Source organism: Mesorhizobium sp. M7D.F.Ca.US.005.01.1.1, assembly GCF_003952545.1.
In the GTDB taxonomy this organism is placed as follows: Bacteria; Pseudomonadota; Alphaproteobacteria; order Rhizobiales; family Rhizobiaceae; genus Mesorhizobium; species Mesorhizobium loti.
The window spans coordinates 3132409-3152433 of the sequence record NZ_CP034453.1; the positions used below are offsets into that span (position 1 = coordinate 3132409).

Annotated in this window: 23 protein-coding genes; 14 read left to right on the plus strand and 9 right to left on the minus strand. The window is 62.2% G+C overall.

Annotated elements, in window-relative coordinates:
• Positions 1-8 precede the first annotated feature (8 nt).
• From EJ076_RS14935 to EJ076_RS14945, 3 genes are all read right to left on the minus strand, one after another.
• Positions 9-686 (minus strand): transglutaminase-like cysteine peptidase, encoded by a 678-nt coding sequence (locus EJ076_RS14935; protein ID WP_164548849.1) that lies wholly within the window; start codon positions 684-686, stop codon positions 9-11.
• A gap of 182 nt (positions 687-868) precedes the next feature.
• Positions 869-2281, minus strand: a complete 1413-nt coding sequence (gene tldD / locus EJ076_RS14940) for a metalloprotease TldD (protein ID WP_126068397.1) — start codon at positions 2279-2281, stop codon at positions 869-871.
• Positions 2282-2412: 131 nt separating this feature from the next.
• The gene (locus EJ076_RS14945; RefSeq protein WP_126068398.1) at positions 2413-2955 is read right to left on the minus strand and encodes an invasion associated locus B family protein; all 543 of its coding nucleotides are present in this window, start codon (positions 2953-2955) and stop codon (positions 2413-2415) included.
• Positions 2956-3330: 375 nt separating this feature from the next.
• On the opposite strand from EJ076_RS14945, the gene coxB reads away from it, so the two are divergent.
• The 13 genes from coxB to EJ076_RS15010 all read left to right on the plus strand — a co-directional run bounded on the left by coxB (position 3331) and on the right by EJ076_RS15010 (position 13602).
• Positions 3331-4230, plus strand: coding sequence for a cytochrome c oxidase subunit II (gene coxB, locus EJ076_RS14950; RefSeq protein ID WP_126068399.1), 900 nt, complete (start codon positions 3331-3333; stop codon positions 4228-4230).
• Positions 4231-4268: 38 nt separating this feature from the next.
• Positions 4269-5921, plus strand: coding sequence for a cytochrome c oxidase subunit I (gene ctaD / locus EJ076_RS14955; RefSeq protein ID WP_126068400.1), 1653 nt, complete (start codon positions 4269-4271; stop codon positions 5919-5921).
• 76 nt (positions 5922-5997) lie between these two features.
• Complete coding sequence (locus EJ076_RS14960) at positions 5998-6942, plus strand: heme o synthase (RefSeq protein ID WP_109662255.1); 945 nt, start codon at positions 5998-6000, stop codon at positions 6940-6942.
• A 2-nt stretch (positions 6943-6944) separates the two neighbouring features.
• Complete coding sequence (locus EJ076_RS14965; protein ID WP_109662257.1) at positions 6945-7103, plus strand: hypothetical protein; 159 nt, start codon at positions 6945-6947, stop codon at positions 7101-7103.
• The gene (locus EJ076_RS14970) at positions 7103-7735 is read left to right on the plus strand and encodes a cytochrome c oxidase assembly protein (RefSeq protein WP_126068401.1); all 633 of its coding nucleotides are present in this window, start codon (positions 7103-7105) and stop codon (positions 7733-7735) included. The genes EJ076_RS14965 and EJ076_RS14970 overlap by 1 nt, the downstream gene beginning before the upstream one ends.
• A 1-nt stretch (position 7736) precedes the next feature.
• Positions 7737-8624 (plus strand): cytochrome c oxidase subunit 3, encoded by an 888-nt coding sequence (locus tag EJ076_RS14975; RefSeq protein ID WP_109662262.1) that lies wholly within the window; start codon positions 7737-7739, stop codon positions 8622-8624.
• 91 nt (positions 8625-8715) lie between these two features.
• On the plus strand, positions 8716-9207 hold the full coding sequence (locus tag EJ076_RS14980; protein WP_126068402.1) for a L,D-transpeptidase family protein: 492 nt from the start codon (positions 8716-8718) through the stop codon (positions 9205-9207).
• 21 nt (positions 9208-9228) lie between these two features.
• The gene (locus EJ076_RS14985) at positions 9229-9615 is read left to right on the plus strand and encodes a DUF983 domain-containing protein (RefSeq protein WP_164548642.1); all 387 of its coding nucleotides are present in this window, start codon (positions 9229-9231) and stop codon (positions 9613-9615) included.
• Positions 9612-10367, plus strand: coding sequence for an SURF1 family protein (locus EJ076_RS14990; RefSeq protein ID WP_164548643.1), 756 nt, complete (start codon positions 9612-9614; stop codon positions 10365-10367). The genes EJ076_RS14985 and EJ076_RS14990 overlap by 4 nt, the downstream gene beginning before the upstream one ends.
• Before the next feature lie 89 nt (positions 10368-10456).
• Positions 10457-11467 carry a 4-hydroxy-3-methylbut-2-enyl diphosphate reductase gene (gene ispH / locus EJ076_RS14995; RefSeq protein ID WP_109662268.1) on the plus strand — a complete coding sequence of 337 codons (1011 nt, stop codon included), beginning with the start codon at positions 10457-10459 and terminating at the stop codon, positions 11465-11467.
• 5 nt (positions 11468-11472) lie between these two features.
• A complete protein-coding gene (locus EJ076_RS15000) occupies positions 11473-12435 on the plus strand; it encodes a homoserine kinase (RefSeq protein ID WP_126068403.1) in 963 nt (320 codons plus the stop codon).
• A gap of 11 nt (positions 12436-12446) precedes the next feature.
• A complete protein-coding gene (gene rnhA / locus EJ076_RS15005) occupies positions 12447-12977 on the plus strand; it encodes a ribonuclease HI (protein WP_126068404.1) in 531 nt (176 codons plus the stop codon).
• 40 nt (positions 12978-13017) lie between these two features.
• On the plus strand, positions 13018-13602 hold the full coding sequence (locus tag EJ076_RS15010; protein WP_126068405.1) for a histidine phosphatase family protein: 585 nt from the start codon (positions 13018-13020) through the stop codon (positions 13600-13602).
• Between the two features lie 4 nt (positions 13603-13606).
• On the opposite strand, the gene EJ076_RS15015 is transcribed toward EJ076_RS15010, so the two are convergent.
• The 3 genes from EJ076_RS15015 to EJ076_RS15025 form a co-directional block, all read right to left on the minus strand.
• A complete protein-coding gene (locus EJ076_RS15015; protein WP_126068406.1) occupies positions 13607-14083 on the minus strand; it encodes a DUF2938 domain-containing protein in 477 nt (158 codons plus the stop codon).
• Between the two features lie 77 nt (positions 14084-14160).
• Positions 14161-14643: a peroxiredoxin gene (locus tag EJ076_RS15020; RefSeq protein WP_109662278.1), complete on the minus strand. Its 483-nt coding sequence runs from the start codon at positions 14641-14643 to the stop codon at positions 14161-14163.
• 86 nt (positions 14644-14729) lie between these two features.
• Positions 14730-15536 carry a protein-disulfide reductase DsbD domain-containing protein gene (locus EJ076_RS15025; protein ID WP_109662280.1) on the minus strand — a complete coding sequence of 269 codons (807 nt, stop codon included), beginning with the start codon at positions 15534-15536 and terminating at the stop codon, positions 14730-14732.
• Positions 15537-15707: 171 nt separating this feature from the next.
• Here EJ076_RS15025 and EJ076_RS15030 point away from each other — a divergent pair, with 171 nt between their 5' ends.
• Positions 15708-16316, plus strand: a complete 609-nt coding sequence (locus EJ076_RS15030; protein ID WP_023808594.1) for a YqgE/AlgH family protein — start codon at positions 15708-15710, stop codon at positions 16314-16316.
• Here EJ076_RS15030 and EJ076_RS15035 read toward each other — a convergent pair.
• From EJ076_RS15035 to EJ076_RS15045, 3 genes are all read right to left on the minus strand, one after another.
• Positions 16313-16696, minus strand: a complete 384-nt coding sequence (locus EJ076_RS15035; protein WP_109662283.1) for a type II toxin-antitoxin system RelE/ParE family toxin — start codon at positions 16694-16696, stop codon at positions 16313-16315. The genes EJ076_RS15030 and EJ076_RS15035 overlap by 4 nt on opposite strands.
• On the minus strand, positions 16693-16983 hold the full coding sequence (locus EJ076_RS15040) for a type II toxin-antitoxin system ParD family antitoxin (RefSeq protein ID WP_126068407.1): 291 nt from the start codon (positions 16981-16983) through the stop codon (positions 16693-16695). Before EJ076_RS15040 ends, EJ076_RS15035 begins: the two co-directional genes overlap by 4 nt.
• 151 nt (positions 16984-17134) lie before the next feature.
• Positions 17135-20023, minus strand: a complete 2889-nt coding sequence (locus EJ076_RS15045; RefSeq protein WP_126068408.1) for an EAL domain-containing protein — start codon at positions 20021-20023, stop codon at positions 17135-17137.
• Positions 20024-20025 lie beyond the last annotated feature (2 nt).

Genomic DNA, 20025 nt, shown 5'->3' on the forward strand with positions numbered 1-20025 from the left:
TTCGACTCCTACGAGCTTGGTGACAGTCGTTTCGACGTGCCGCCCCGTTGGTTGATCGACACCCACGTGTTTGGGTTCTGCTGCGACTGGCGTTTCAGGAAGTAATAGCCCGTCGCGTTCCAAGGCCTGACCTCATTGACCAGATTGTCCAGGACAAGATCGCCCTTGTCGGTTTTCACCGTCAGAATGGTGTGGCCTTCATTGTCCAGGTCGCGCACCACGGTCATCAGCAGCGCCTGCCGGGGGAATCCCGCTTCCAAAAGAAGCTTGCGCTTGTAGAGCGCGTAGATCTTGCAGTCGCCCTTGCCGTCCACGGGGTAATCCCAGTGGTCCGCCATCGTGCCCCAGTGATCGAAATTGCTGACGGGCTTGATGGAGCTGTTCGCCTTCTGATTTATCCGCTTGAGGATGCGCAGATTCTGCGCGGTCAGCTTAACATTCGCGGCCGGCAGAGCGGGCACCTTGCACTCTTTTGGCCGGCGATGGCAGAAATCGATCCAACCGTAAGGGACGCTGGTGCTTCCGCCAACGGCGGCAGAGCGCAGCCCATTCACGGAAGATTGCGTCGATCGCGACTTGAACAATGTCGACTGTGCCGCCGCCGGGCTGGCTTGCAGCGATGTCGCACCAATCAACGAAACAAAGCCAAGCAGCAAAGACGAAGTCAGGACGGGGGAATGCCGCATTGCCAAAACCACGATCGCAACGAGGAAGCTGGTGCTGCGTTCGTGCGCAAAAGGCAGCCCAGGCACTTAAACACTTAATAATTTCCTAACGTGGATTGTGTTCACTTCAAGGTACCGACAGGGATTCAGGCTTAAAAGCGCAAGCATGAGCCCATCCCGACAAAATACGCTCCAAGACGCGCTCAAACCCTCGTGCCGCCCACCGTCATCTGGTTCATGCGCAAATGCGGCTGGCCGACGCCGACCGGCACGCCCTGTCCGGCCTTGCCGCACATGCCGATGCCGGTGTCGAGCTTCATGTCGTTGCCGATCATCGAAACGCGGTGCATGGCGTCCGGTCCGTTGCCGATCAGCATCGCGCCCTTGATCGGCTGCGTCACCTTGCCGTTCTCGATCATGTAGGCCTCGGTGCAGCCGAAGACGAATTTGCCCGAGGTGATGTCGACCTGGCCGCCGCCGAAGGAGACGGCATAGATGCCGTTCTTGACCGAGGCGATGATCTCGTCCGGCTCCATGTCGCCTGATGTCATGTAGGTGTTGGTCATGCGCGGCATCGGCTGATGCGCGTAGCCTTCGCGCCTGCCGTTGCCGGTCGCCTTCATGCCCATCAGCCGGGCGTTCTGCCGATCCTGCATGTAGCCGACCAGCTTGCCGTCCTCGATCAGCACATTGCGGGCCGAAGGCGTTCCTTCGTCGTCGACGGTGAGCGAGCCGCGCCGCTCGGGCATGGTGCCGTCGTCAACGACGGTGACCCCCTTGGCGGCGACCTGCTGGCCCAGCAGGCCGGCGAAGGCCGAAGTCTTCTTGCGGTTGAAATCGCCTTCCAGCCCATGGCCGACGGCCTCGTGCAGCATGACGCCCGGCCAGCCGCTCGACAGCACGATGTCGAAGGTGCCGGCCGGCGCCGGTATCGCCTCCAGATTGACCAGGGCTTGCCGGAGCGCCTCCTTGGCGGCGTGCTTCCAGCTGTCTTCGACCAGGAACTCGCCAAACGCCTTGCGGCCACCCATGCCGTAGGAACCGCTCTCCTGGCGGTCGCCATTGCCGACCACGACGGAGACGTTGATGCGGACCAGCGGGCGGATGTCGCGCACCACCTGGCCGTCGGCGCGCACGATCTCGACATGCTGCCAGGAGGCGGCAAGCGACGCCGAAACCTGGCGAACGCGCGGATCCTCGGCGCGCAGCCAGGCGTCGATTTCCTGCAAAAGCTTTGCCTTGGCTTCGAAGGAAGGCGAGGGGATCGGATTCTCGTCGCCATAGAGATGGCGGTTGGTGCGGGCGGGCGCCGCGGCAAGCGTGCCGGAATAACCACCCTTGACGGTTGAGACGGCGTCGGCGGCGCGCAGCAGCGAGGCCTCGGAGAGATCGCTGGAATGGGCGTAGCCGCTGGCTTCGCCGGCCACGGCACGCAGGCCAAACCCCTGGTCGGTGTTGAAGTTGGCGGTCTTCAGCCGGCCATTGTCGAACATCAGCGCTTCGCTTTCGCTGTATTCGAGGAACAGCTCGCCGTCGTCGGCGCCTTTGATGGTCTCAGCGACGATCTGCTTGATGCGATCGTCTGAAATGTCGAATTGGCCGATCAGGCTGTTCATGGCGCATCCGTTCACAGGAGGAATGGGTCTTTGCCACGATGTAGGCGCGAAGGCGCGTCGAGACAATCGTCCAGCCGCGTTGTGATGACAAATGCGGTTCGCCGACAGGTCGCCGACGCAAGGCTAGGGCGTCAGGGCAGGGCGGCGAAACCGTCGGCAAAACCCTTGAGATCGACCGGGATGCCGATGCCTTCTTCCGGCGTCTGGAAGACGATGAAGGTGGCCGACGTGCCGGTCTTCAGCGTGTCTAGCAGCGGCTTTTCGAGAATGACTTCGGCATAGCAGCCGTCCTGGAAGCAGCGCACGAAATAGGCGCGGCCGATATCCTTGCCATCGACATTGAGACCGAGTCCGTTGGGCAAAAGCACGCCGAGCGGCGCCAGCACGCGCAGGATCTCCGCCTTGTTGTCGGCGGTACGCAGCACGACGACCGACAGCCCCATCTCAGGACGGTCCTCGGCGACGACGTTCTGCATCATCACGCATTGTTCGGACGTGGCGCCGGCCGGCGTGTCGCAGATGATCGACCACGCGCCATGCGTCGAGCGCACCGTGCCGCTCGGCTGCGCGGCGTTGGCCATGCCGGACAAGACGATACCAGACAGGGCGGCGAGAAAGACGACTTTCGCCCAGTTTCTCGAAAACCGAGTGTTTCTCGAAAGCCAAGGGATCATGACGGCTCCATTGCGAATCACGGCACTTTAAGCCGCGCCAAAGCCAAGTAAAGGACGAGACCGCAGCCGGTCTGCCCCGAAAAAGCCAATACGGCGCTTTTCCCTGCCAATTTCGCCCGAATTGCGACGTTCGGCACGCGCGGCCCGCAGGAATGTCACCGTTGGCCCAGCATAGGCGATTCGGGGCCGCCGCCGCTGCCTTCAAAGGCACATCCGGGCTTGCGCGCAAAAATGCCGCACGGTTTCGTCCGCTCCTTTCTTGCGGAGGGAAAAAGAGTATGGTTTGAACCACCTTGAGACTGTCGGGATTCCCGTCCCGGCATTGTTCGTTATTCTTGTGGTACAGCCGCGAGGAACTGGGAGACGATGAGGGCGATGAGAAATTTCCTGGCAAACGCCAAGGTTCCAGCAAGTGCCAAGTTTCTAAGTGCTTGTGCCGCTATCACGTTTTTCGCCGGCACATCTGCCCATGCCGACCAGCCCAAGGACTGGGAGACAACCTTCCAGGCGCCGGCGACCGACATGATGCGGCAGATCGAGTGGTTCGGAAACTACACGATGTGGTTCATCGTCCCGATCACCATCCTGGTGCTGCTTCTTCTCGCCTATTGCATCGTCAGATTCCGCGCGAGTGCGAACCCGGTTCCGTCCAAGACCAGCCACAACACGCTGATCGAGGTGATCTGGACTGTCGGCCCGGTGGTCATCCTGCTTTGCCTCGCAATTCCCTCGTTCCAGCTGCTGACCGCGCAGTACACGCCGCCGGAAGAAGCAAAGCTGACCGTCAAGGCGACCGGCAACCAGTGGAACTGGGACTACGAGTACCAGACCGAGAACACGCTCTCGTTCAACTCCGCGATCCTCCAGGACACCGAACGCGCCGCCGCCGGCAAGGAGGACCGCAAGGTCTATCCGCGCCTGCTCGCCGTCGACAACGAGCTGGTGGTGCCGGTCAACACCATGACCCGCGTGCTCGTCACCGCAACCGACGTGATCCACTCCTTTGCCATGCCGTCGTTCGGCATCAAGATCGACGCCGTTCCGGGCCGCACCAACGAGACCTGGTTCAAGGCGGAGAAGGAAGGCCTCTATTACGGTCAGTGCTCGCAGCTCTGCGGCAAGGACCATGCCTTCATGCCGATAGCCATCCGTGTCGTCTCCGACGCGCAGTTCAAGACCTGGCTGGCGGCAGCCAAGACCGATCTGCCCGGCGCCAACAAGACGCTGATGGCCGCGGTCGACGGCCAGAACAAGGTAGCGGCCGCCGGCAACTAATGCCGCGGGTTAGCAAGATTTAGGGAACGGAGCGGAACATGGCAGACGCTACAGCTCACGACGGGCACGACCACAAGCCTTATCACGGCTGGGTGCGCTGGGTTTATTCGACCAACCACAAGGACATCGGCACGCTCTACCTGATCTTCGCGATCATGGCCGGCATCATCGGCGGTGCCTTGTCGGTCGCCATCCGCATGGAGCTGCAGGAGCCTGGCATCCAGATATTCAGCGGTCTGGCGCAGATGGTCTACGGCATGAACGGTGACGCCGCGATCGACGGCGGCAAGAGCATGTACAATGCCTTCGCCACCGCGCACGCCCTGATCATGATCTTCTTCATGGTCATGCCGGCGCTGATCGGCGGTTTTGCCAACTGGATGGTTCCGATCATGATCGGCGCGCCCGACATGGCATTCCCGCGCATGAACAACATCTCCTTCTGGCTGCTGCCGCCGGCCTTCATCCTGCTGCTCACCTCGATGTTCATGCCGAGCGCGCCGGGCGCGTATGGCGTCGGCGGCGGCTGGACGCTTTATCCGCCGCTTTCGACCTCGGGGCAGCCCGGACCGGCGATGGATCTGGCGATCCTGTCGATCCACATTGCCGGTGCGTCGTCGATCCTTGGCGCCATCAACTTCATCACCACCATCTTCAACATGCGCGCGCCTGGCATGACGCTGCACAAGATGCCGCTGTTTGCCTGGTCGGTGCTGGTCACCGCCTTCCTGCTGCTGCTGTCGTTGCCGGTTCTGGCCGGCGGCATCACCATGCTGCTGACCGACCGCAATTTCGGCACCACCTTCTTTGCTCCCGATGGCGGCGGCGACCCGATCTTGTTCCAGCACCTGTTCTGGTTCTTCGGTCACCCGGAAGTGTACATCCTGATCCTGCCGGGCTTCGGCATCATCAGTCACGTCATCTCGACCTTTTCGAAGAAGCCGGTGTTCGGTTATCTCGGCATGGCCTACGCCATGGTGGCGATCGGCGCCGTCGGCTTCATCGTCTGGGCGCACCACATGTATACGACCGGTCTATCGCTCGACACACAGCGCTATTTCGTCTTCGCCACGATGGTGATCGCGGTGCCGACAGGCGTGAAGATCTTCTCCTGGATCGCGACGATGTGGGGCGGGTCGATCTCGTTCAAGACGCCGATGCTGTGGGCGCTGGGCTTCATCTTCCTGTTCACCATCGGTGGTGTCACCGGCGTCCAGCTGGCCAATGCCGGCCTCGACCGTTCGCTGCATGACACCTATTTCGTGATCGCGCACTTCCACTACGTGCTGTCGCTGGGCGCGGTGTTCGCCATCTTCGCCGGCTGGTACTACTGGTTCCCGAAGATGACCGGCTACATGTATTCGCCCGTCATCGCCAACACCCACTTCTGGGTTACCTTCGTCGGCGTGAACCTGATCTTCTTCCCGCAGCACTTCCTCGGCCTCGCCGGCATGCCGCGCCGCACCATTGACTATCCGGATGCATTTGCCGGCTGGAACTATGTGTCGTCCATTGGCTCCTATATCTCGTCCGTCGGCGTACTGATCTTCCTCTACTGCGTGTTCGAAGCCTTCCAGAAGAAGCGGGTTGCCGGTGCCAACCCGTGGGGCGAGGGCGCAACGACGCTCGAATGGCAGCTGCCTTCGCCGCCGCCTTTCCACCAGTGGGAACAGCTGCCGAAGATCAAGTAAGGCGGCTGCCCTCTCGAATACGAAACCGCCGGTCCGCCGGCGGTTTTGGCCAACGGAATGATGGACTTGAGTACGCATGGCCCTTGTCGACGACCCATTGATTGACGAAGCGGGCTTTCGCATGTCGGAAGCGACGGCGGGCGATTTCTTCGCCCTGCTGAAGCCGCGCGTCATGTCGCTGGTGGTGTTCACCGCCTTTGTCGGTCTCGTCGCCGCACCGGTGACCATCAACCCGCTGCTGGCGGTGATCGCCATCCTGGCTATTGCTATAGGTGCTGGCGCCTCCGGCGCGCTCAACATGTGGTACGACGCCGATATCGACGCGGTGATGACCAGGACCGCCAGCCGTCCGGTCCCGGCCGGCCGCATCCAGCCGCACGAGGCGCTGAGCTTCGGGCTGGTGCTGTCCGTGCTGTCGGTGATGACGCTCGGCGTGCTGGTCAACTGGCTGTCGGCGACGCTGCTGGCCTTCACCATCTTCTTCTATGCCGTCGTCTACACGATGTGGCTGAAGCGCTGGACGCCGCAGAACATAGTCATCGGCGGTGCTGCAGGTGCCATTCCGCCAGTCATCGGCTGGGCCGCGGTGACCGGAACGGTCAGCCTCGAAAGCCTGATCCTGTTCCTGATCATCTTCCTGTGGACGCCGCCGCATTTCTGGGCGCTGGCGCTGTTCAAGTCCGAGGACTACGCCAAGGCCGGTATCCCGATGATGCCGAATGTCGCCGGACACGCCTCGACGCGCCGTCAGATTTTCGCCTACGCGCTGGTGCTGGCCCCGGTCGGGGTGGCGCCGTGGCTGCTTGGCTACACCACGCCGATCTATGGCGTGGCCGCCGTGCTGCTCGGGGTCGGTTTTGTCTGGTACGCATGGAAAGTGCTTGGCATGGCCGACGACGACCGCGTGATGAAACCGGCTAAGGCCTTGTTCGCCTATTCGCTGCTTTATCTCTTCGCCATCTTCGCTGCCTATCTGGCCGACAGCGTTGTCGAACGCGCGCTTGCCATGGGTGGAGCATGACTATGATCGAAGAAAAGCTCGAGACTATCACGTTGACCGAGCGTCAGAAGAAGGCCCAGCGTAGCCGTTCCATCGCCATTGGCGTGGCGCTCGCGTTGCTGGTCGTCATTTTCTACATCGCAACCATCGTGAAGTTCGGCCACAATCTGGGCACGATGTGATGAGCGTCGAGACGTCCAAAAAAGCGACAGGCAAGAACAGCAACGTCATTGTCGCGGCGGTCTGTCTTGCCTTCTTCACCGGCATGATCGGCATGGCCTATGCCGCGGTGCCGCTCTACAAGATGTTCTGCCAGGCGACAGGCTATGGCGGCACGACACAGCGTGCCGAGAAGCAGTATGCCGGCCGCGTGCTCGACCGTGAGATCACCGTTCGCTTCGACGCCAACATCGCCGGCGTGCCGTGGGAGTTCCAACCGGTCCAGCGCTCGATGACCATGAAGATCGGCGAGACGGTGCAGGCGCACTACAAGGCCACCAACAAGTTCGATCGCCCCGTGACCGGCCGTGCCACCTTCAATGTGCAGCCGGAACTGGCGGGTCCCTACTTCAACAAGGTCGAGTGTTTCTGTTTCACCGACACGACGCTGAAGCCCGGCGAGACGCTGGACATGCCGGTCCTGTTCTATGTGGACCCCGATATTGTCAACGTGCCGGAACTGAAGGACGTGAAGACGATAACCCTGTCCTACACGATGTTCCCGGTCGAGAAGACCAAGCCGGTCGCCTCCTCGGAGCCGGCACAGGGCAATAGCAAGACAATTTCCAATACCGAAGCAAATCTCGGGGGTTGATATGGCAGACGCGCACGCACACGCAAAACCACAGCATGACTATCATCTCGTCGACCCGAGCCCATGGCCTTTCCTGGGTTCGATAGGGGCGCTCGTCATGGCCTTTGGCGGCGTCTGCCTGATGGAGTACCTGAAGGGCGGCAGCTTCCCGATCTTCGGCTTCAACATCGCCAATCCGTGGCTGTTCTTCATCGGCATCGTGATCGTCCTCTACACCATGTTTGCCTGGTGGTCGGACACGATCAAGGAAGCGCATGAGGGCCATCACACGCGGGTCGTGTCGCTGCATCTGCGCTATGGCATGATCATGTTCATCGCCTCGGAGGTGATGTTCTTTGTTGCCTGGTTCTGGGCCTATTTCGATGCCAGCCTTTTTGCCGGCGAGGCACAGAACTACGCGCGCCACACATTTACCGGTGGCGTCTGGCCGCCGAAGGGCATGGAAGTTCTCGATCCCTTCCATTTGCCCCTCTACAACACCATCATCCTGCTGCTGTCGGGCACAACGGTCACCTGGGCGCACCATTCGCTCATCCATGGCGATCGAAAGGGGCTGATCAACGGCCTGGTGCTGACCGTCGGCCTGGGCATGCTGTTCACCATGGTGCAGGCCTATGAGTACATGCACGCTCCGTTCGGTTTCAAGGATTCCATCTACGGCGCCACCTTCTTCATGGCGACCGGCTTCCACGGTTTCCATGTCATCATCGGCACCATTTTCCTGTTGGTTTGCCTGATCCGGGCGATGAAGGGCGACTTCACCCCCAAGCAGCATTTCGGCTTCGAGGCGGCCGCCTGGTACTGGCACTTCGTCGACGTGGTCTGGCTGTTCCTGTTCGCCTCGATCTACGTCTGGGGATCGGTCGGCGCGGTGATCGAAGGCCACTGATCTAGCATCTGGGATTTCCATTTCGAAAAGGCGGCCACGGCAACGTGGCCGCCTTCTTCTTTTCGGCGCAATGATCGCTGATCGATAGCTCATGCGGCTGACAATTCCGTGGGCGATTTGCGCATTCACGATCACGGCATTCCCGACCCTTGCCGCGGAAAGGGTCGATCTGGTGCGTGTCGACAAGTCGGAACGGCGGCTGGAACTGATCGGCGACGGCAAGGTCCTGCGAAGCTACGGCATCGCGCTCGGCGGCGATCCTGTCGGGCACAAGCACCAAGAGGGCGATCAACGCACGCCCGAGGGGAGCTATGTCCTCGACTGGCGCAACCCGAACAGTATCGCGCATAAGTCGATCCATATTTCATATCCCAATACCGACGATCTGGCGGGCGCGAAGGCGCGCAATGTCGACGCGGGCGGCATGATCATGATCCACGGCCAGCCAAACGGTTATGGCTGGTGGGGCTGGCTGCTTCAATTGGTCGACTGGACCGATGGCTGCATTGCGGTTACGGACTCCGACATGGACGAAATCTGGGCACTGGTGGCCGATGGCACACCGATCGAGATCGAGCGGTAAGCAATGAGCGACGACGCTTCCATGAGTGAAGATAGGGCGATCTGGCCTCCGATCGACCCGATTTCGGCAGGCCTGCACGGCCGCTGTCCGCGCTGCGGCGAGGGGCGGCTGTTTGCCGGTTTCCTCACTGTCGGCAAGCGCTGCGTCAATTGCGGCCTCGATTATTCCTACGCCGATGCCGGCGACGGGCCGGCGGTCTTCGTCATCCTGATCATAGGCTTCCTCATTGTCGGTCTGGCGCTCTGGGTTGAAGTCACGCTGAGCCCGCCGCTCTGGCTGCATCTGCTGGTCTGGATCCCGCTGGCTGTCGTGCTGTGCCTGACGGCGCTGCGGCTGATCAAGGGCGTGCTGCTCACCCTGCAATACCGCAACAAGGCGGCCGAGGGCCGGCTGGATCGCGGCGAATGAGCGAGGCGTCCGTCAAAGCCGGTGGCCGTTCGCGGCCACGGATGGCATTGCTGTTCAGCCTTGGCCTGGGGCTGTTCGCGATCCTGTTGGCGCTCGGCACCTGGCAGGTCCAACGCCTGTACTGGAAGGAAGGTCTTCTTGAGACCATCGACCAGCGCACCCATTCGGTGCCACGGCCGCTGGCCGAGGTTGAGAAAGAATTCGCCGCCACTGGGGACGTCGACTACACGCCGGTCACCGTCACCGGCACCTTCCTGCATCAGGGCGAACGGCATTTCTACGCGACCTGGGAAGGCGATGCCGGCTTCAACGTATACACGCCGCTGGCGCTCGACGATGGTCGCGTCGTCCTGATCAATCGCGGCTTCGTGCCTTACGATCTGAAGGATGCCGCCAAGCGCGCCAAGGGACAGGTGACAGGCAAGGTGACTGTCACCGGGCTCGCCCGCAATCCGCTGCCGGCAAAGCCGTCGATGATGCTCCCCGACAACGATGTGGCGAAAAACATCTTCTATTGGAAGGACCGCGACGTGATGGCGGCGAGCGCCGGGCTGCCGGCGGGTGCTGCGCTGGTGCCGATCTTCATCGACGCCGACAAGACGCCAAATCCAGGCGGATTGCCGGTTGGCGGCGTCACCATCATCGACCTGCCGAACAGCCATCTGCAATATGCGATGACCTGGTATGGGCTTGCCGCGGCGCTCGCCGCCGTGCTCATCCTGCGGCTTCGCCGTCCCGCGAAAGAGGAATGAGCGCGACCGACACCCTTGACAGGGCCATCGCCCTTGACAGGACGGGGGTAGGCACCTCATTTCGGCGCTGACGAACCGGCCAGGATTTAATGCTCCAGACAACCACCAAGCCTCCCTTGACGATCCGGCTCTGCCAGCCGCGTGGTTTTTGCGCTGGTGTGGACCGTGCCATCCAGATCGTCGTGCTGGCGCTGAAGAAATATGGCGCGCCGGTCTATGTCCGTCATGAGATCGTGCACAACCGCTACGTCGTCGAGGGGCTGCAAAGCCTTGGCGCCGTCTTCATTGAGGAACTCTCCGAGATCCCGGCCGAACACCGCCAGAGCCCGGTCGTGTTCTCGGCGCATGGCGTGCCGAAGTCGGTGCCGGCGGATGCCCAGGCGCGCAATCTCTTCTATCTCGATGCCACTTGCCCGCTGGTATCGAAGGTCCACAAGCAGGCGATGCGCCATCAGCGGCTGGGCCGCCATGTGCTTTTGATTGGTCACGCCGGACATCCCGAGGTGATCGGCACCATGGGCCAGCTGCCGGACGGAGCGGTGACGCTGATTGAGACCGAAGCCGATGCCGCCAAGCTTGCGCCTGCCGACCCGCAGGCGCTCGGCTTCGTCACCCAGACCACTTTGTCGGTCGAGGACACCGCCGGCATCATCCGCGCCTTGCAGGATCGCTTTCCAGCCCTGCAGGCGCCGGCGGCAGAATCGATCTGCTACGCCACCACCAACCGCCAGGAGGCGGTCAAGGAGACCGCCGCCGGCGCCGATCTCTATCTGATCGTCGGCGCGCCCAATTCCTCCAATTCGCGGCGCCTTGTCGAAGTGGCGGAACGTGCCGGCGCCTCGATGTCGCTTCTCGTGCAGCGCGCCGCCGAGATTCCGTGGAACGACATCGGCAACATCTCGACGCTCGGCCTGTCGGCCGGCGCGTCGGCGCCCGAAATCATCGTCGACGAGATCATCGATGCCTTCCGGCAGCGCTTCGATGTCACGATCGACCTGGCCATCACGGCCACGGAAACGGAGGATTTTCCGGTCATGCGGGTACTGCGCGATGTCGAACTGACGCGGGCCGACATGGCCTTCGTCAATGGAGCCGCGTAAGGCACATGGCGGTCTACACCGACGTTGCGGAAGGCGAACTCGGCGCGTTCCTGAAGCATTATCCGGTCGGCGATCTCCTGTCCTACAAGGGCATCGCCGAAGGCACCGAGAACTCGAACTTCCTGCTGCACACCTCCAGCGGCGCCTACATCCTGACGCTCTATGAAAAGCGGGTCGAGAAGGCGGATCTGCCGTTTTTCCTCGGCCTGATGGGCCATCTTGCCAACAAGGGCGTGTCCTGCCCGCTGCCGGTGACCGCGCATGACGGCAGCGTCATCGGCACGCTCGCCGGCCGACCGGCGGTCATCATCACCTTTCTCGAAGGGCTTTCATTGCGCCGGCCGACGGCAACGCATTGCGCCGAGGTCGGCAGGGCGTTGGCGCAGTTGCATCTGGCCGGCGCCGATTTTTCGATGACTCGCCCCAATGCACTGGCCATCGACGGCTGGCGCAAGCTCTGGAACGCAGCGCGCGACCGCGCCGACGAGGTCGAGCCGGGCCTAGCGGCCGAGGTCGATGCCGACTTCGCCGATTTCGAGCGGAACTGGCCGAAAGAGCTGCCGCAAGGCATCATCCATGCCGATCTTTTCCCCGACAATGTCTTCTTCCTCGGCGAAAAGCTGTCCGGCCTGATCGATTTCTATTTCGCCTGCGACGACCTCTACGCCTATGACGTCGCCACCTGTCTCAACGCGTGGTGCTTCGAGAAGGATTTTTCCTTCAATCTCACCAAGGGCAAGGCGCTGCTTGCCGGCTATCAAAACGTGCGTCCCCTGAGCGATCTGGAGAAGGCGGCGCTGCCGATGCTGGCGCGCGGTTCGGCGCTGCGCTTCATGCTGACCCGGCTGTACGACTGGCTGACTGTTCCCAATGGTGGGCTGGTGATGAAACGCGATCCGACCGAGTATATCCGCAGGATGCGGTTCCACCGGGCGATCAGATCTCCTTCGGAATATGGATTGGCCTGATATGGGGTATCATGAGCAAACAGGTTGAAATCTTCACCGACGGCGCCTGTTCGGGCAATCCCGGCCCCGGCGGCTGGGGCGCGATCCTGCGCTTCAATGGCACCACCAAGGAGCTTTCCGGCGGTGAGGCCGAGACGACCAACAACCGCATGGAACTTCTCGCTGCCATCTCGGCGCTGAACGCGCTGAAGGAACCGTGCACGGTCGAGCTTCACACCGACAGCAAATATGTCATGGACGGCATCTCCAAGTGGATCCATGGCTGGAAGAAGAACGGCTGGAAGACCGCCGACAAGAAGCCGGTCAAAAACGGTGAACTCTGGCAGGCACTCGATGAGGCCAACAGGCGCCACAAGGTCACCTGGAACTGGGTCAAGGGCCATGCCGGCCATACCGAGAACGAGCGCGCCGACGAACTCGCGCGCGAGGGCATGGCACCGTTTAAGAAAGGCCCGTTCAAGCCTGCTGCTGCACCAAAGCCGGCTGCGCAAGCAAAACAGCCGACGGTCGCGAAAGCGCGGCGCTCAACCCAGAGCTATTAATTTCGGGCGCCGGACGGATCTCAGGCAGGGAATTTCCATCGTGCCGATCCTCTACTACGTCACGCATCCCCAGGTTCAGGTCGATGCCAGCGTTCCCGTGCCGGAATGGGGGCTATCCGACATCGGACGCGCGAGAGCATTTGCAATGCTCGACCGGCCCTGGATCGGGTCGATCCGGCGTATCGTGTCGTCGGCTGAACGCAAGGCGATGGAAACCGCCGAGATCCTCGCAACGCATCTGCGTCTTGTCATCGAGGTGAGGGAACGGATGCATGAGAACGATCGATCGGCAACGGGTTTCCTGCCGCCGCCGGAGTTCGAAACGGTCGCGGACCAGTTCTTTGCCAATCCACACGAAAGCGTTCGCGGATGGGAAAGAGCTATCGATGCGCAGCATCGTATCGTGAGCGAGGTCGACACCGTGCTCGGTACCAACGGTGACGACGACATTGCCTTCATCGGCCACGGAGGCGTGGGAACGCTGTTGCTCTTGTCTCTCAGTGGTCGCGAGATCAGCCGCGAAGCGGATCAGCCAGCCGGTGGCGGCAACTGCTTCGCGTATGATATCGGCGCGCGTCGCGTTGTCCACGGATGGCAGCCGATCGACAGGCTGGGGGAGCCGTAAACGCTCAGCGGATCAGCAGCGCCGTGCCGTATAGCCCGAGCGCGAACACCGTGTGCGACACTAGGTTGAGGGCACGGATCTGCATCGGGTTGGGGCGCTTCGAGGCGGCCCAGCCGGCGCCCATGCCGGGCGCCAGCAGGAACCAGCCGGCGCCGACGGTGACAATGCCGAGGATGAAGGCCGGCAGGAATGTCGGCGCGGCAAGCCAACCCGCTCCGGCCAGCACCACCAGGATGATGCCGTAGACGATGCCGACAAAATAATGAAAGGCCCAACCCAGCGCCTTTTCACGCGCGTAAGGCGCTGCATCGCCGATATCGTCGTGGAAGACCTTGCCGCGGAGATGCCAGACCCAGCGACCGACCGGCCCCCAGTTCGGCCGTGGCTGGCCGAACGCCTTGTGCAGGAAGATGGCCCAGAGATCCATCAGCACGGTGGCGCCGATGCCGATCACGATAGCGCGCCAGAAGATGTCAAACATCGCAAGGGTCCTCCAAAGCAGGCCCTGGACTGCAGCGCGATCGTCGTTGCGGTCCCGGCCTGACGCCTCGCTGAAGTTCAGAGCTGTCCCAGAATATGAGCCGCGCCGGACTCGTCGACACCGGGCTTGGTCTCGACATTGAGCGCGGTGACCTTGCCGTCGTCGACGACCATCGAAAACCGCTTCGAACGCAGCCCCATGCCGCCGGCGGAAAGGTCATTGTCGAGGCCCACCGCCTTGGCGAAATCGCCACTGCCGTCGGCGAGGAACAGGATCTTGCCCTCACCGCCGGTGAAGCGCGCCCAGGCGCCCATGACGTGGACGTCATTGACCGAAACGACGGCGATGGTGTCGACGCCACGCGCCAGGATGGCGTCATGGTTCTCGAGATAGCCGGGCAAATGGTTGTTGCTGCAGGTCGGTGTGAAGGCTCCGGGAACCCCAAACAGCACCACCTTCTTTCCAGAAAAGATCTCAGCCCCGGTGATTGGCTTGGCGCCATCGGCGGTCATCGTCTTGAAGGTCACGTCAGGCAGCTTGTCGCCAACGGAAATGGTCATGGATTCCTCGCTTGGGAAAAATGGGGAAGGACGTGTCTTTGCGTAGCGAACTCAACGGCTTCCTGCAACCGTTCGGGTGGGCTGGATCAAGGGAAAGGCAGAAGCCCTTCGACCGCGCCCGCCGAACTCGTCAGCGTATAGTGAAGCCCGCCATCCGTCGGCGTCGTCGACGGGCGATCGAGGATCGGCACGGTGAAGATCAGCTTGCCGTCCTTTTCGCTGCGGGCAGGGCTGCCGAACATGTAATCGTGCTCGCCGGCAACGAAGAAATCCGCCGCCTCCGGATCGCCGGGAAAGCTCGCCTCGACAATCAGCGTCTCATGGTCACCCGGCAGGACATTGACGCCGAAATCGGATCTCGCGGGCGCCGGCAATGCCGTGAAACTTGCCTTCACCAGCGCCGCGTCCTCGGCATTGTCCGGATCGGAGGCGGGATCGACGGTCAGCCGCGTCTGCACTGGAATGCAGATCGTTTCGCAGATGCCGAGAAAGATGTCGGCATCGATGACCGCCGGTTGGTTCGGCGCCGCCAGCGTGAATGTTACCGGCAGCGAAACCGGATAATTGTAGCCTGCCCATTTGCCGTAGCCGTCGTCATGGCGCTGCGGGGCAGGAAACGCCAGAGCGGCGTCGGTTATGTTGGTACTGGCTGAAATGTCGAGCTGCGGCGGCACGCCTGCGTCGCCCGGATCGCGCCAGTAGGTCTTCCAGCCGGGCTTGAGCGCTATGTCGAGAACGCCCTGGATGCGGCCGGCATCATCGGCTTTGCCCGACGTCACCAGCCGGACCTTGCCCCCTTCGCTGTTGTACCAGGCCGATGAAGAGGCGGCGGCGGGAAGAGCGGTTGCCGATCCGATGGCGGCGCCGAGCAGCAGGATTTTCAAGCTTTGCATGGCGGTGATTTGATCGTCCGTTCATGGCCGCGCAATGATTTCATGGCTTTGGCGGTATCATATTTGCGTGACCTCGAGGGAGAAGAATGCTCGAGCCGGCGGCATAGGCTTTGGTCGAATCCCGCACGGCGCATCTTTTCGGCGCTTTGGAAACGCGTTACGCTCCCTTTCATGGACTTGTTGCGCCACAAGAAGACGGTCGCCAGCCGCGGCTTTCTCGACGATCAGTTCCTGATTGCCATGCCCGGCATGAAGGACGACCGTTTCACGCGCTCGGTCATCTATGTCTGCGCGCACTCGGATGAAGGCGCCATGGGCCTGATCATCAACCAGACACAGCAGATGCTGTTTCCGGACCTGCTCGTGCAACTCGGCATCATGAACGAACAGGAGGCGATCCGCTTGCCGGCGCAGGCGCGCGATTTCGTCGTGCGCAATGGCGGGCCTGTGGATCGCAGCCGGGGCTTTGTCCTGCATTCGGGTGACTACCGGGTGGAATCGTCGCTGACTGTTTCGGACGACATCTGCCTGACCGCGACCGTCGACATCTTGCGCGCCATATCGTCCGGCCGCGGGCCCCGTCACGCGCTGATGGCGCTCGGCTATTCCGGCTGGGGAGCCGGCCAGTTGGAGACCGAGATCGCCGAGAATGGCTGGCTGACCTGTCCGGCCAATGCCGAGCTTCTGTTCGACACCGACATCGAGCGCAAATACGACCGGATCCTCGCCTCGATCGGCATAGACCTCGCGCATCTCAGCCTCGCGGCCGGACACGCCTAGAGCGTCGCAATCGGATTCAATCTGGGGCTACTCAGGCTTGGCTGTGCTCGATGTGCCTTTCTGGTCGCGTCAAGGCCTTGGATGTCATTCGTCGTCCGCCGGTAGCTCCAGCGTCCGGCCGGCATAGAGAATCCCACCGTGTCCTGCCGCACGGTGAAGGCAATGGTGGCTCGGCGACGCCAGCCGACGGTGCGCAGCCCCTTCGCCACGTCGTCGTGGCGCATACCGCGCTCAGGGAACGTCGAGAATCCCAGGCGGTAGTCTACGATGCGGTCGACAAACCGGTTGGCGACAGTAGCACCGGCCTCCTGCGCAAGATGCGTTAGCAGATCGTCGAGGTCCCGTTCGGCTGCCGGATGGAACTTGACCGTATAGTTCATGCACTGCGGGATGACTTGGCCGTCAACGCTGAGACCCGCGCCTTGAGGCGGCCACGGACGTCTTCGGGGTCACCAAGGTTTTCAGGGTGGGCGTCGAAATCCTTCAAGGTCGGCACGACTTCCTCGACGAGCCAGCGTTCCAGAGCCTTGTCACGCGCCGCCAAAGCCCTCAGGCCATCGCGGATGACCTCGCTCTCGGTGGCGTACTCCCCCGAGGCGACTTTGGTCTTGACCATCTGCGCCATCTCGGGCGGCAGGGTGATGCTCATCTGTTGCGTCGTGCGCATTATGGAAATCCTCTGATTGTCTCCCTATAGCACGGTGTAGGATTAAATCCTACACTTTCGACATCCTTCCAGGTCGATGAGCTAGTTCGGCTAAAATGAAACACCGTCGCGGAGACCCTTGGTGCGCTCGAGCGACGCACGCGAAATCCTGTCAGGCCTGCGTGAGCGGATACTGCTCTTTCAGCTGCTTCAGCACCTGATCGCCCGGCATCGGCGCGCCGAACATGAAGCTCTGGACATATTCGCAGCCCATCTGTCGCAATTCCAGCGCATCGCTTTCATCCGAAATGCCCTCGGCGACGACAGACAGGCCGAGCTCATGCGCCATGTTGACCATCGATTTGAGCAGCACCGCGCGCTTCGGCGTGTTGTCGTCGACGAAGCTCTTGTCGATCTTGATGGTGTCGAAGGGGAAACGCGTCAGATAGGCCAATGAGGAGTAGCCGGTGCCGAAGTCGTCCAGCGACAGGCCGATGCCGAGCTGCTTCAGCTTGGTCAGCACATGGGCGGTCTGCTCGGGATTGTCCATGACCAGCGATTCGGTGAGCTCGAGCCGGAAGCAGCGCGGCTTGAGGTTAGCTCGCGCGATGACGGAGCGGACATCGCTGACTAGGTCGCGGCGGATCAACTGACGGCTGGACAAATTGACCGAGACCGACAGCGGCGCGTCGCCGATCTGTTTTTGCCAGCTGGCGAGGTCTTCCGCCGCCTGCTGCATGGCAAACAGGCCGAGCTGTACGATCAGCCCGCAGCTTTCGGCGACCGGGATGAAATCCGCCGGCGGGATCATGCCACGGCGCGGGTGATCCCAGCGCAACAGGGCTTCGAAGCCGGCGACGCTGCCGTCCTCGAGCCGCACGATTGGCTGGTAGGCAAGGGTGAATTCGCGTCGCTCGATGGCGCGGCGCAGGTCGGATTCGAACTGCAGCCTGTCGGTGCCGACGGTGCGGAAAGCCGGACGGAACGGCTCGATCCTGTCGCCGCCGAAGCGCTTGGCCTGATGCATGGCAAGCTCGGCATCCTTGACCATGTCCTCGGCCGACATCTGCGGCGAATTCCAGGTGATCAGTCCGATCGAGGCGGTCAGCACGATCTCGCGCTTGGCGAAGGTGATCGGGTTGTTGATGGCATGCTTGATGGCATCCGCCACGGCGGCGATGCGGGCCGGGTCCTGTTCGGACAGCAGCATCAGCGCGAACTGGTCGCCGGCAAAGCGCGACAGCGAATCCTTCGGCTTGAGCAGCCGGTGCAGGCGGCGCGCGATGGTCAACAGGATGGTGTCGCCGGCCGAGATGCCGAGCCCGTCATTGACCTGCTTGAAACGGTCGATGTCGATGACGAAAACGGTTGGCCGCACCTTCTCTTCGGTGCGCGCGATCGAGATGATCGCTTCCAGCCGGTTCATCAACAATTCGCGGTTCGGCAGGCCGGTCAGATTGTCATGCACGGCGTCGTGCAGCAGCCTTTCCTCGGACTTTTTCTGCTCGGTCACGTCGACCATGGTGCCGACGCAGCGAATCACTTCGCCGTCCGATCCGATCACCGGCCGTGCCCTGAGCGAGAACCAGTGATAGTGCCCATCGGCGCCGCGCAGGCGAAAATTCTGCGATACCCGGCCGCGCCGGTGTTCGAGCACGACGTCGAGTGTCGTGCGGAACGTGTCGCGGTCGTCGGCATGCAGCACGGGCAACCAGTTGCGCGCCGCACCGCCGAGGCTGTTCGGCGCCAGTCCTAGCTGGATGCTGACATCGGGCTTGGTGACGACGCGGTCGCGCAGCACGTCCCAGTCCCACACCGTGTCGCCCGATCCAGCCACCGCCAATGCCTGCCGCTCGAGGTCGGAGAACAGGCCCTGATGCAGCGCGCCGCCGGCAAAGGCATGCTGCATTACGGTGAAGCCGATCAGAAGGATGATCAGGATCAACCCGCCGCCCAGGGCCGGCTGGGCGATATCGTTGTCGAGCATGCCGGTGATCGCCATCCACGACCCGCATAGCCACAACAGCACCATGACCCAACTGGGCACCAGCATGATGGCGCGGTCGTAGCCGCGTATGCCGAGGAAGATGATCAGGCCGAGCCCGGTCAGCGCGGTGGCGGCGAAGGACAATCTGGCGATGCCGGCGGCGACCGCCGGATCGACGATGGCGACGCCGGCGATCAGCACCAGTCCGAGGATCCAGACCAGCGCGCCATAGCTGAAATGGCCGTGCCATCGGTTGAGATTGAGATAGGCGAACAGGAACACCACGAAGGTTCCCGCCAGCGCCACCTCCGTTCCCGCTCGCCACATCTGCTCATTGCCGGGCGAGATCTCGATGACCTTGTTGAGGAATCCGAAATCGACGCAGATATAGGCGAGAACCGCCCAGGCAAGTGCGGCGGTCGCCGGGAACATCGAGGTTCCCTTGACCACGAAAAGGATGGTCAGGAACAGCGCCAGAAGGCCGGCAATGCCGATGACGATGCCGCGAAACAGCGTGTAGGAATTGACCGAGTCCTTGTAGGATTCCGGATCCCACAGGTAGACCTGCGGCAACTTCGGCGAGGCGAGTTCGGCGATGAAGGTGATCACCGTGCCGGGGTTCAGCGTCACCCGGAATACGTCGGCGTCGGGGCTGGTCTGGCGGTCGAGCGCGAAGCCCTCGCTTGGCGTGATGGCGGCGATGCGGGTCGAGCCGAGATCCGGCCAGAAGATACCGGAATTCACCAGGCGGAAATGCGGTGCGACGATCAGCCTGTCGAGCTGCTGGTCGGTGGTGTTGGCGAGCGCGAACACCGCCCAGTCGCCGGTCGAACGCGCATCATTGGCCTCGACCTCGATGCGCCGCACGATGCCGTCCGGTCCCGGCGCGGTCGACACCTGGAAATTCTCGCCCTGGTTCCGATAGATCTCGACGGCGCCGGAAAGGTCGAGCGCGACGTCGTCACGGGCAATCTTGATCGGTTCGACGGCGAAGGCCGACGATGCCGCGCACAGCGTCAGGATTGTCGCGAGGACAAAGGCGAACAGCGGCCCATTGCGCAGGAATTTCGTCAAAA